The organism is Streptomyces odontotermitis (assembly GCF_050510915.1).
In the GTDB taxonomy this organism is placed as follows: Bacteria; Actinomycetota; Actinomycetes; order Streptomycetales; family Streptomycetaceae; genus Streptomyces.
The window spans coordinates 129,796-141,498 of the sequence record NZ_JBNJLS010000004.1 but is presented as its reverse complement, the minus strand read 5'-3'; the positions used below and the strand labels follow the sequence as shown (position 1 = coordinate 141,498).

General features: G+C 73.7%; 11 protein-coding genes. 4 read left to right on the top strand and 7 right to left on the bottom strand.

The features are described 5' to 3' along the window. Positions 1 to 18 precede the first annotated feature (18 nt). The 6 genes from ACQB60_RS14135 to ACQB60_RS14110 form a co-directional block, all read right to left on the bottom strand. Complete coding sequence (locus ACQB60_RS14135; RefSeq protein ID WP_496926292.1) at positions 19 to 669, bottom strand: class F sortase; 651 nt, start codon at positions 667 to 669, stop codon at positions 19 to 21. Between the two features lie 100 nt (positions 670 to 769). Continuing rightward, entirely contained in the window at positions 770 to 1,327 is a 558-nt protein-coding gene (locus ACQB60_RS14130) for a hypothetical protein (RefSeq protein ID WP_496926291.1), read from the bottom strand. 142 nt (positions 1,328 to 1,469) lie between these two features. Continuing rightward, positions 1,470 to 3,479, bottom strand: a complete 2,010-nt coding sequence (locus ACQB60_RS14125) for a sensor histidine kinase (RefSeq protein WP_496926290.1) — start codon at positions 3,477 to 3,479, stop codon at positions 1,470 to 1,472. Beyond that, the gene (locus ACQB60_RS14120) at positions 3,466 to 4,179 is read right to left on the bottom strand and encodes a response regulator transcription factor (protein ID WP_496926631.1); all 714 of its coding nucleotides are present in this window, start codon (positions 4,177 to 4,179) and stop codon (positions 3,466 to 3,468) included. Before ACQB60_RS14120 ends, ACQB60_RS14125 begins: the two co-directional genes overlap by 14 nt. Before the next feature lie 107 nt (positions 4,180 to 4,286). Continuing rightward, positions 4,287 to 5,480 (bottom strand): phosphodiester glycosidase family protein, encoded by a 1,194-nt coding sequence (locus ACQB60_RS14115; protein ID WP_496926289.1) that lies wholly within the window; start codon positions 5,478 to 5,480, stop codon positions 4,287 to 4,289. Positions 5,481 to 5,614: 134 nt separating this feature from the next. Then, entirely contained in the window at positions 5,615 to 5,971 is a 357-nt protein-coding gene (locus ACQB60_RS14110) for a DUF779 domain-containing protein (RefSeq protein WP_496926630.1), read from the bottom strand. Between the two features lie 141 nt (positions 5,972 to 6,112). Between ACQB60_RS14110 and ACQB60_RS14105 the strand changes: the two genes are divergently transcribed. Further along, positions 6,113 to 7,327 (top strand): TetR/AcrR family transcriptional regulator, encoded by a 1,215-nt coding sequence (locus tag ACQB60_RS14105; protein ID WP_496926288.1) that lies wholly within the window; start codon positions 6,113 to 6,115, stop codon positions 7,325 to 7,327. Between the two features lie 74 nt (positions 7,328 to 7,401). Here the strand turns inward: ACQB60_RS14105 and ACQB60_RS14100 are convergent, their stop codons facing one another. Further along, complete coding sequence (locus tag ACQB60_RS14100; protein WP_496926287.1) at positions 7,402 to 8,361, bottom strand: oxygenase MpaB family protein; 960 nt, start codon at positions 8,359 to 8,361, stop codon at positions 7,402 to 7,404. A gap of 155 nt (positions 8,362 to 8,516) precedes the next feature. On the opposite strand from ACQB60_RS14100, the gene ACQB60_RS14095 reads away from it, so the two are divergent. The 3 genes from ACQB60_RS14095 to ACQB60_RS14085 all read left to right on the top strand — a co-directional run bounded on the left by ACQB60_RS14095 (position 8,517) and on the right by ACQB60_RS14085 (position 11,646). Then, complete coding sequence (locus ACQB60_RS14095; protein ID WP_496926286.1) at positions 8,517 to 9,683, top strand: glycoside hydrolase family 88 protein; 1,167 nt, start codon at positions 8,517 to 8,519, stop codon at positions 9,681 to 9,683. Between the two features lie 115 nt (positions 9,684 to 9,798). After that, a complete protein-coding gene (locus tag ACQB60_RS14090) occupies positions 9,799 to 10,638 on the top strand; it encodes a rhomboid-like protein (protein WP_496926285.1) in 840 nt (279 codons plus the stop codon). A gap of 78 nt (positions 10,639 to 10,716) precedes the next feature. Continuing rightward, complete coding sequence (locus tag ACQB60_RS14085) at positions 10,717 to 11,646, top strand: DUF5829 family protein (protein ID WP_496926629.1); 930 nt, start codon at positions 10,717 to 10,719, stop codon at positions 11,644 to 11,646. Positions 11,647 to 11,703 lie beyond the last annotated feature (57 nt).

The following is an 11,703-nucleotide window of genomic DNA, read 5'->3' as shown; positions in this document are numbered from 1 at the left end:
CGTCAGCCGAGTGAGGCGTCAGCCGAGTTCGGCGTAGACGATGAGGTTGTCCACCGGGTGGCCCGCGTCGTCGAACGCGCCGTCGCACGTGATCAGGCGCAGTGCGCGGGAGTTGGTGGCGCCGTAGACCTTGTCCGTGGGGAAGGTCTTCTTGCTGACCGTCTCGGTGTCGGTGACGGTGAAGCGGAGGGTCTTCCCGCGGGAGTTCCGCACGGTGATGTCCGCGCCCTTGCGGAGCTTCTTCAGGTCGTGGAAGACGGCCTTGCCGAACCGGGTGTCGTTGTGGCCGATGATGACGGCCGCGCCGCGCTCGCCGGGCGCCGGGTTGCCGGTGTACCAGCCCGCGGTCATGCCCTTCTCGGCGGGCGGCACCTCGACCGTGCGGTCCTTGTTGAGGCCGAGCCGCATCAGGCCGCTGGAGACGCCGATCGAGGGGATCGTGACGCGGGTGGGCGACGCCGAGGAGTCGCCCGCCTTCTTGCCGGAGACGTGCGCGTCCTGGTCCGGGGGCGGCGTGTCCGCCGTGGCGGGGGTGTCGGAGGCGGTGATGGTCCGCACGTCCCCGCTGCCGTCCGAGCAGCCGGTGACGGCCGAGGCGAGGGCGAGACAGGCGACGGCGGGCAGGACGTGGGTGCGCCAGATCGGTTGCGGGCTGCGGCTGCGGAACATGCGGGCTCCTGAAGGTTCCTGGAGGCTGGGTCGGCAACGGGCTGGGTCGGCAAAGCAGGTGGCGCCGCCCGGGGGCAGGGCGGCGCCACGGTCAGGTGGGTCAGCCGTTGTTGCCGCCGAGCCCGCCCCGGCGGCGCAGCACGAAGGTGCCCGCGCCCGCGAGGAGCGCCGCGCCGGCGGCCGAACCGGCGAGCACCGTCGTGGTGTCGGTGCCGGAGGCGGCGGTGGGGCGCTCGCCCGCGGCGACGCCGCCGCGCGGCTTCTTCTCCATGCCCTGCTGGTCGGCGGCGGCGCGCTTCTTGGCCGCCAGGGCGGCGGCCTCCTTCTTCTTCGCCGCGTCCGAGGGGGCGTCGGGCTTGGGCGCCTCCGAGGGAGCCTCGGTCTTGGGCGCGGGGGTGGGCTTGGTGGCCGGGAGCTCACCCGCGGCGACGCCGCCGCGCGGCTTGGTGGCGGGTGCCTTGGTGGAGTCGGCGGGGGCCTCGGGCCTCGGCGTCTCGGAGGCCGCCGGGGCGGGGGCCTTGGGCTTCGGCGTCGCGTCGCTGGCGAAGGCCGCGGCCGACGGCACGAGCACCCCGCCGAGCACAGCGGACGTGAGGACGGCGGTGCGCAGCGACTGGCGGCTCGCCGACGGGCGGCGGTGGGACGCGTGACGGGACATGAAAGTGGCTCCAATTCAGCTTCGGCTCGGCCGGATCGGCCGGTTCGGCGCCCCGCCGCGCCGCGCTGGGCGCCGCCGGGGCGTGATCGTCAGCCTCGCGCGAAGTTATGAGGAACCTGTCAGGGCACTTATGAGGAACCTGTCAGGACGCTGTGGTCCTCACATCAGGGCCGCCGCCAGGACCCTGCGCCGGCAGCCGCAGCGTGAACACCGAGCCCTCGCCCTCCGTGCTCACCGCGCTCGCCGAACCGCCGTGCGCCTCCGCGAGCTTGCGGACGATCGCCAGGCCGAGCCCGCTGCCGCCGGTGCGCCGGTTGCGGGACTTCTCCGCGCGCCAGAAGCGGTCGAAGACATGCGGCAGATCGGCCGCGGGGATGCCGCTGCCCGAGTCGGCGACCTCCACCACGACCAGGCCCGACTCCCAGCCGTCGGCCAACTGCTCCGCGTATGCCCGGAGTTCGACCGTGCCGCCCTCGGGGGTGTGCCGCACCGCGTTCGACACGAGGTTCCCGACGGCCTGCCGCAGCCGCACCGGGTCGGCCGTGAGCGCGACGGGCGGGCCCCCGGGCGCGGTCACCTTCAGCTCGACGTCCGCCGCGTCCGCCCGCACCTGATGGGCGGCGGCGACCTGGGTGAGCAGCTCCGTGACCCGGACCGGCTCGGGGTGCAGGCGCAGCGCGTCCGCGTCCGCCTGGGCGAGGTCCTGGAGGTCGTCGATGATGTGCTGGAGCTGCACGGCCTCCTCCAGGAGCGAGGAGACGAAGGCCGGGTCGGGGTCGGCGAGCCCGTCCTGGGCCGCCTCCAGCCAGCCGCGGATGTTGCTCAGCGGCGTCCGCAGCTCGTGCGCGACATCGCTGACCATGGCCTTGCGCAGCTCCTCCAGACGGGTCCGGTGCGCCGCCATGTCGTTGAAGGCGGCGGCCAGTTGGCCGATCTCGTTGTCGGCGCTGACCGGGACGGGGTCGGAGCGGTCGCCGTCCTTGAGACGCTGCGCCGCTCCCGTGAGGGCCCGCAGCGGCCGCACCAGGCGGCTGCCCGTGAGCACGGACACCCCGAAGGTCAGGGCGAGCACCAGGGCCGCGACACCCGCGATCTTGGCGGTGTTCGCGGGGGAGAGGTCGAAGCCCGGCACACTCGCCCGGTCCGGGTCGCCGATGAACAGGAGCGCGGGCCCCGCCACGTAGGAGCGCAGCTGCTCCTGGCGGGACGAGTTCACACAGGTCGCGACGGTCTCGTCGGCGTTGTCGTCGTAGGCCGTCGGCGCCGGACCCGTCTTCGTCATGTCCAGGCCCAGCTTCACGGGGTCCCGGCCCTGGCGGCGCAGACAGGCGTCGGTGAGCTTGGTGAGGGCCTTGAGCGCCTTCGTCTCGGTCTTGGTGGGCTCGTCGAGGAAGCTCGGCACCTTCTCGCTCGGAGCCTTCTCGTCGGGCGCCCTCGTTCCGGGGGCTTGCGGCGCGGGGGTCGGGACCGTCGCGGCCGAGCACTTCGCCGTCTCGGCGTCGTTGTCGACCCGGCCGCTCGCGGTCTCCGTGACACGGGGGCGCCCCGCCGAGTTCACCTCGACGTCCGCGGGGATCCCCATCTGCCGCAGGCACTCCGCGTTCCGCTCGGCCAGCGCCCGCAGCTTGGCCCGCTCCTTCGCGGGCAGCCTGAACGGGCCGACGGCGCGCGGGTCGATGCGGTCGGTCGTGGCGGTGCTCCCCGTCGCGGGCGTACCGCCCGAGCCGAGCAGCGTGTCCACGGTCAGCGGGTCGACGACGGCGGAGTGGCGGGTGGGCAGCGCGGGCGGGGAGTCGCCGGTGGCGGAGTCGGCGATGGTCCGGCGGTCCGGGGCCTGCGTGGTCACGGCGATGCGGCGGCCGTACTGGTCCGCCAGGTCGCGCACCGTCTTCTCGACGCCGTCCCACTGGCGGTGCTCGGCCGCGTAGCCGAGCAGGGTGTCGTAGATGCGGGCGTCGTCGGCGAGGTTCTGGCCCTGCTCCTGCCGGATCGCCCCGGACGTCGTCTGCACCGCGAGCCAGGCCGTCGCCGCCACGGAGCACGCGGCGACCAGCGCCGAGACGGCGAGGAAGCGGCCGAGCAGGCTCTTGCGCAACGGGAGCCTGCGGTAGGGGCGTTCGGCCCTCCCGGCCCGGCCCCTACGCCGAGCCACGCCCCGCGCCCTTCTCGGGGTCGGTCAGCTTGTAGCCGACGCCGAAGACGGTGAGCAGCCGCGCGGGGCGGCGCGGTGCGGGCTCGATCTTCTTGCGGAGGTTCATGACGTGCACGTCGACGGTGCGGTTGCTGATGAACCGGTCGAAGCCGTGCAGCTCCTCGAGCAGCTGCTGCCGGGTGAAGACCCGGTCGGGCTCGGCGGCCAGCGTCTGCAGCAGCCGGAACTCGCCGGGCGTGCACTCCACCGGGGTCCCCTCGACGGTCACTTCGTGCCGGTCGGGGTCGACGCACAGCGCGCCCACCGTGAGGACGGAGCTCTCCGGCTCCGGGGCGGGCGCCGCGGTGCGCCGGGTGCGGCGCAGCAGCGTGCGCACCCGGGCCATCAGCTCGCGCGGGCTGTAGGGCTTGGTCATGTAGTCGTCGGCGCCGAGGTCCAGCCCGAGCAGCAGATCGTCCTCGGTGGAGCGGGCCGTCAGCATCAGGACCGGCAGCTCCCTGGCCTCGCCGCGCAGCACCCGCACCACGTCGAGCCCGTCCGCGCGCGGCATCATCACGTCGAGGACCAGCAGGTCGGGCTCCTTGTGCCGGACCTGCTCCAGGGCCGCGCGGCCGTCGCGCACGACCGTGACGGAGTGGCCCTCCCGCTCCAGATAGCGGCGGACCAGCTCGGCCTGCTTCTCGTCGTCTTCGGCGACCATGACGTCTGCGCACACGCGGACGATCGTAAATGAGTCCGATTTGTGCGATTTGAGCGCCCCCTCCTGGGGGCGGGCTCGTTCCTCCGGGGCAGGCTCGTTCCTCCGGGTCAGGCCCGCGAGAACACCCCTATCCCGTTCGCCACCGCGCGCTCCGGGGCGTCCGTCGGATGATTCCGTACGGTGACGCCGGGCGCCCCCGGATCCCGGGTGACGAGCGTCGAGGAGCCGCCGCCGTCCAGGCTGAACGCGTCGTCGGAGCCCAACTGGCGCATGGTCGCGGCGACTTCGGCGATGGTGAGACCGGTGCGGTACTGCGGGGCGCCGTCGAGTGCGAGCAGCAGCAGGCGCCGGCCGTGGTCCGTGATCCCGGCCGCGGTGCGCACCGCCGACACCGTGTTGTCCAGGCCCGGCAGCGGCTGCCCGCCCCGCAGCACCGGATAGCCGCCGACCGCGAACCGGAACGGGATGTGCGAGTCCGCGGCCACCAGCCGGTGCCGTAGGAACACCGGGTCGCCCTCCGACAGCTTCCGCAGCCACTGCGCCCCCGCCTCCCGGCCGACCAGGACCGTGGTGTCCGCCGCGATGGGCCCGGAGCCCGGCGCGTCGGCGGCGGCCACCACGCGGCCGTGGCGCACCGTCACCTCATGGGTGTCCTGGCTGCACGGCGCCGCCCGGTCGGTGTCCGTGCCACAGGTCGAGCGGACCCGCGACGTGCTGCCCCAGTCGGCGGTGAACGCGCCTATGGAGCCCACCGGCAGTGCGTACTGGTTGAGCCCGCCGAGCGCGACGCGCCCCTCGCGGGTGCGCACGGACCCGTCGAGGGCGAGGCTGTCCAGGCGGGCCCTGCGGTCGACGCCCACGCCGAGGACGTCGCGGGTCGTGGTCGACGGCGGCAGGGCGGGCCCGAAGCGCTGGCCGTCCGGGACGGCGGCCTTGAGGGTGTGGCCGTTCACGATCGCGGGGCCGACGGGCGCGCCGGTCGGCTCGACGCCGGGGTGCTGGGTCTCGCTGATGTTGAAGAAGTCGCCGTTGACCCCGCCGACGGCACCCCCGGCGTCGGCCATCGCGGAGACCCGGGCGCGGGCGCCCACGGCCCCCGGATACAGCAGCCCGACGCCCACCCGCGGGTCGCGCAGATCCACGCTCAGCACATGGGCGTGCGCCGTGCCCTTCGCCGCCGGTATGTCGAACTCGGTGTACTCCACGCCGGGCGCGACCGTGCGCGCCTGCGCCGTACCGGGCCCCTCCGCGCCGCTGGCCGGTGCCGCTCCCGAAAGAGCCGCACCGGCCAGCGCGCCCATGGCGATGACGGTAGTGAACAGTGCTCTGAGCCGTCCCGTACGTCCGCGCACCGTGCCCCCAGGTCTCCACTGTGTTCTGTTGGAAGCACCAACTGTCCCAGCGGGCAGGGGAGTTCACCAGACGGTCGGAGTGGCTAGGCCCCGACGAGCCGGGAACGGATCAGGAAACGCACGCCCTCCGGCGCCTCCAGGGAGAAGCCGCTGCCGCGCCCCGGCACGACGTCCACGATCAGCCGGGTGTGGCTCCACACCTCGTACTGGCTCCTGGACATCCAGAACGCCACGGGCTCGGCGACGCCGTCCACGGCGAGGGACGCCAGCAGTACGTCGGAGCCGCCGGTGCGGAACTCGCCCTGCGGATAGCACATGGGCGCACTGCCGTCGCAGCAGCCGCCGGACTGGTGGAACATCAGCGGCCCGTGGTCGGCCCGCAGCCGCCGCACCAAGTCGGCGGCGGCCGGGGTGAGTTCCACGCGCGGGGTCTCCGGCATCGGGTCCATGGCGGGCAGTCCACACCCGGCGAGGTTGCGAGGAGGTTGCAACCGGCGCCCCGCTCCCGCACCTGGGGCGTCGAGTAGGGTTTCGCTCCCGGGGCGCACAGGGGACACGCGGGGGAAGGCGGGGGCACCGAGGTGAGCGGGCAGGTGGAGCGAGGCGCGCGGACCCGGCCGCGCAACCGCAAGCAGCTCATCGTCGCCGCCGCCGGGGCCCGCTTCCTGCGCTTCGGGTACACCGGCACCGCGATGACCGCGATAGCCGCCGACCTGGACGTGACCTCCACCGCCCTCTACCGCCACTTCCCGAACAAGCAGGCCCTCCTCGCGGCCGTCGTCACCGAGGCGACTGGCTCGGTCGTGGCCGCCGCCGAGGAGGCCCGCGGCGACGGTGTCGACGCCCTTCTGGACGTCCTGGCCCGGCAGGCCCTGCTCCGCCGCGGCCACCCCGCCCTCTGGCGGCGCGAGGCCCGGCAGCTGACCACCGCCGGGCAACAGGCCACCGGGCGGCGGCTGTTGGCGCTGCGCGACGCCGTACGGGACGAGCTGCGTGCCGCGCGGGACCTCGCGGAGCCGGATGCCGCCTTCCTTGCCGAGTGCGTCCTGTCGCTGCTCGGCAGCGTCTCGTACCACCAAGTGGCGCTCCAGGGCGGCCGGTTGGAGGCGCTCCTGCGGGAACTCGCCGGGCGGGCGGCGACGGCGCCCCTGCCCGTGGCGGTGCTCGCCAGTGGTGCGGCCGGTGTGCCGTCCGTACCGTCGTCCGTGCCGTCGCAGGCGCCCGGACCACCGGCGGACCGCCGCGAGCAGCTCATCCGGGAGGCGACGCGGCTCTTCGCCGCCCGGGGCTACGCCGACGTCGGCATCGAGGACGTGGCCGCGGCCGCAGGGATCGCGGGGCCCAGCGTCTACCACCACTTCAGCGGCAAGGCCGACCTCCTCGCCGAGATCATCGACCGCTCGGCGCGGGCGATCCGCCGCTACACCGACGCGGCCCTCAGCGACGGCAGTTCGCCCGCGGACTCGCTCCGGCTCCTGCTGCGCTCCTACGCCGACTTCGCCCTCGGCCACCGGGCCGGGATCGCGGTCTCGGTGACCGAGGTGATCCATCTGCCGCGGGCCGAGTCCGCCGCGTACCGGGCGGTGCAGCGCGAGGGCATCCTGCGGTGGGTGCGGCTGCTGTGCGCCGCGCGGCCCGGGTTCGACGAGGACGAGGCGCGGGTGACGGTCCAGGCCGTGGTCATGATGGTGAACGACGCGGTGCGCCGCCCGCCGCCGGTGGACCCGGGGGAGCGGGCCGCGCTCGTCGACCGCCTGGCGGCCGTCGGCCTGCGCGTCCTGCTCCCCGAGACCTAGGGAAACCTGGCCGAACCAAGGCAATCCATCGCGACCCAGGCAACCCCGAGCGACCCCGGGCAACTCGGCGCCATTCAGGACGCCTTGCGCAGTGCGGCCGTCGCCGCGTCCCAGTCGCGGCCGCCGTGGCTGCCCCACTTCTGCCGCGCCTCGGCGGGCGTCAGCGTCACGGGGTCGATCGGCGGATCCCCGTACAGCTTCTGCTCCATGACCGGGCGGACGGCCGGGGCGAGTCGGTCGACGGCGGCGAGCAGCGCCGTGGGGCGGGCGGCCGCCCGGGTCAGCGCGCGGGCCGGGGCGGCGATCGCCCGGTCCAGGGCGCGCGGCTGGTCGAAGCCGCCGAGCACCCGCATCCAGCGGGGGATGGTCGCGATGACGGCGGGCGCCATGAAGCGGCTGCCGAGCCACAGCTGCGTCCCCGCCAGGGAGCGGTCCGAGCGCAGGAAGTAGTGGATGAGGGCGCGGGCGTGCTCGGTCATGCAGAGGCGCCGCCGGATGTCCGCGTAGTAGTCCCGCACGTCCGCGCGCGAGCGGGGCACCTTCGCGGGGTCACAGGTCTGCAGCTCGGCGGCGACGGCCGACTCCGCCCAGAACTGGTCCTGTTCGGCGGGGGAGAGCGGACCGGGCCCGTAGCGCTCGTACATCAGCAGGTTGGAGTGCCAGCCGGTGATGTGGATCCAGAGCTGCGAGTCCGGGTCGTTGGCGCTGTAGGGGCGCTGGGTGACCGGCTCCGTGCCCTGGGCCCGGTCGTGGATGCGCATGAGGACGTCGGACGCCTTGAGCGCGGTCTTCGTGTCGGCGACGGCGATGGTGAGGAAGTAGGCGAGCGTGTGGTTGAAGCGGCTCTGCGCGTACTCCCGTACGCCGTTCTGGTCCTCGACCGCCGCGGCCAGGAACGGGTCGAACGACTCGACGACGATGGAGCGCTGGAAGGCGAGCAGGCCCGTCGGTCCGTACCCCCACACCTTCCAGGTGGGTGAGCCGGGCCCGAAGAACCCCCAGTCCTCGCGGCGCGGCAGCGGCTTGTACGTCATGGCGGTCGGCCTCCCGAATGGCGAGTAACTTCTCGCGACTCGACGCACCATAGGCTGTGATACATCGAGTCAACAAGGGGTGCGCCGTGGACAGTTGGGGGCCCGTCGCGCAGGATGGGCCCGCTCGCAAATTCGCGTATGGAGGAGCTGTTCACATGCGTAGACGAACCTTCCTCGTGGGTGGCGCCGCGCTCGGCGCGTCCGTCGCCGCGCAGCCCTGGTTCACCGGCCCCGCGGCAGCCGCCCCCGCGACAGCCGCCCCCGCGCGACCCGTGGGCGCGCTCCCGCCCAGGGGCGCCGTGATCGAGGTGCTGCGCCGCGTCGCCGACCACTGGACCGGCGCCCACGCGGACCCCGGCGACAACGGCTGGGCCAACGCCACGTTCTTCAGCGGACTGCTCGCCCTGCACCGCCTCACCGGCGACGCCAAGTACCTGACGTACGCGCGCGGTTGGGCGGAGAAGCACGCGTACGGGCTGGGCGGCGGCGTCACCACCCGGCACGCCGACAACCAGTGCGCGGGCCAGGCGTACCTCGACCTGTACGAGCTCGACCCCGCGCACGACGAGCGGCAGCTCGCCGCGATCGAGGCGTGCCTGCACGGGATGACCGTCACCGACCGGCCCGACAAGAACGACGACTGGTGGTGGGACGACGCCCTGCACATGGCGATGCCGCCCTTCGCCCGCCTCGGCGCCCTGCGCCGCGACCCCCGGTACTGGGACAAGCTCCACCGCCTCTACGGCCACACCAAGCACACCGAGGGCGGGCCGGGCCTCCACGACGACGCCACCGGGCTCTGGTACCGGGACAAGCGGTTCCTGCCCGGCGGCATCGTCTCGCCCGGCGGCCGTCCGGTGCTCTGGTCGCGCGGCAACGGCTGGGTGGCCGGCGGCCACGTCAAGACCCTCAAGGCGCTGCCCGCGGGCGGGCGCCACACCGCCGAGTACCGGGCCACCCTCGTCCGCCTGGTCAAGGCGGTCGCGGCGGTCCAGCGCGCGGACGGCTTCTGGAACGTGAACCTCGCCGACGCGAGCCATCTGCCGGGCCCCGAGACCAGCGGCACCTCTTTCTTCCTGTACGGGACGGCGTACGCGCTCCGGGCCGGGCTCGTGGACCGCGCGGCCCACGAGGCGGTCGCCGCCCGGGCCTGGCACGGACTCGTCACGACGGCCGTGCACCCCGACGGATTCCTCGGCTACGTCCAGAAGGTGGGCGACCGGCCCGAGTCCAGCCAGCCCGTCACCTACGAGAGCACCGCGGACTTCGCCGTCGGGGCGTTCCTGCTCGCGGGGACGGAGCTGGCCCGGCTCGTGAAGTGAATCCTGGCTCGGGAAGTGAGTCGTGGGCCGGGGCGAGTTTGCCCGGATAAAAGCTGCCATTTACCAGCATTGCGATGACGATCGACCATCATGGCCGGGTGAGAGCGAGCCGCCCATGCTGATCCCGGTCCTGCTGGCCTGTGTCGTCTCCTGGTACCTGCTCAAGGCCGTCGGCCGGCGGGTCCCCCGGGTGGGGCGGCTCGTCGACCGCGCGGTCCCCTGGACCCGGAGGCTGCACGCGTGGGTGCTCTCGGCCCCGGCCACCTTCGGCTACATCGCCGTCTTCACCTGCTTCACGCTCGTGCAGACGACCTCCCCGCCGCGCCTCGTCGACGTGCTCACGCGGGTCAACAGCACCAGCCTGTTCGAGCTCCGCCGGGACGCCCTCGACGTCCTCGCCACCAGTGCGTTCTGGGTGGCCGACCGGGGCAGCGGCCTCGCCCTGTACGCGGTCGCCTTCGCCACCGTGGTCGCGTGGGCCGAGCGGCGCTACGGGACGCCGCGGCTCATCCTCATCGCCCTGTCCGGCCACGTGCTCGGCTCGCTCATCACGGAGGGGCTGCTGCAGAACCAGATCAACACCGGGCGGGCGTCGGAGAAGCTGATCTACTCGACGGACGTCGGCGTGAGCTACATGCTCGTGGCCTCCGTCGCCGCGGCCGTCCTCGTGATGCGCGGCCGGGTGCGGCTCGTCGCGGCCGCGTGCGTCCTCGCCGCGCTCGTCACGCCCATGATCAGCGACCGCACCATCTGGGACCTCGGCCATGTCATCGCGGCCGCCTGCGGGCTCGCGGTGGCCGCCCTGTCCCTGCTGGCCGGGCCGCTCCGCGAACCGCAGCCCCTGCGTGATCCGCGCGTTCCGAGTGGTCCGGGTGGTCCGGGTGTCACGGGTGGTCCGGGTGTTCCGCGAGAGGGCGGAGTGCAGGACGTTCAGGAGGGCCGGGATCGTGCGTAAGTCCGCCTGAAGTGACCGGAGTTGATTACGATCGCGGTCATGTTGCTGCGAAATATGCCCAGGATGTCGATGTCGCGCATGGTCATGGTGCTCGCGGTCTCCCTCGCCGCCGTCTTCACGGGAGTCGGCGCCGAAGGGGCGAGCACGGCGCGGGCCGACGACGGCGGACCGCCGTCCGGGAGACAGGTGCTCTTCTTCAACCACGCCTACGGAGTGCTCGACCGGGAGACCGCCGACGCCATCGAACACTCCGCCTACCTCCGGGAGTTCGCCAACTTCGAGGTCCGCACCACGACCGGGTCCGGCGGCGAGACCTGGACCGGCCGCTACCTCAAGGGCCGCGAGACCTACGTCGAACTCTTCGGCATCGGGGACGTGCCCGGACAGGACGGCACCCTCGGCTCCACCGGCCTCGGCGTCTCCGCCGAGCGGGCCGGCGGGCTGAACACGGCGGCCGAGCGGCTCAAGGACGAGGGCGTGCCGGAACCCGTACGGTTCCGGCAGACGCGCGACTTCGGCGACGGCGTGCCCGTGCCGTGGTTCGACGCCGTCTTCACCACCGACCAGTACGACGCCTTCGGCGCCTGGGGCATGGAGTACCTGCCGGAGTACTTCGCCGACCCGCGCAGCAGGACGGAGCCGCCCAACTACCCCGGTGACGTGGGCCGCGAGCGCTATCTGCCGGACGACTACCGCGACCACCAGATGCGCGACGTGACCTCCGTCCGGCTCGCCGTCACCGCGCGCGACCTGGGCAACACCGTGCCGCTGCTGCGCGCCGGGGGCTTCGCCGTCCGGACCACGGCCGACGGCGGTGCCGTGGCGCAGGGCGGCGGCACCACGATCCGGCTCGACGCGGTCGCCTCGCGCGACCAGGCGGGCCTGCGGCAGCTCACGTTCGGGCTCAACCGGCCCGCGAAGGAGCGGCACGTGGAGGAGATCGGCCACTCGAAGCTGGTCGTCGGGCCGGGCACGGGCGCGGTCTGGGACTTCGCCGCCCCGAAGTAGGCCCGGGGAGCGGCTTCCCGGGCAGCCGGGGGAGCGGTTCTGGAAAAAACCGAAGTG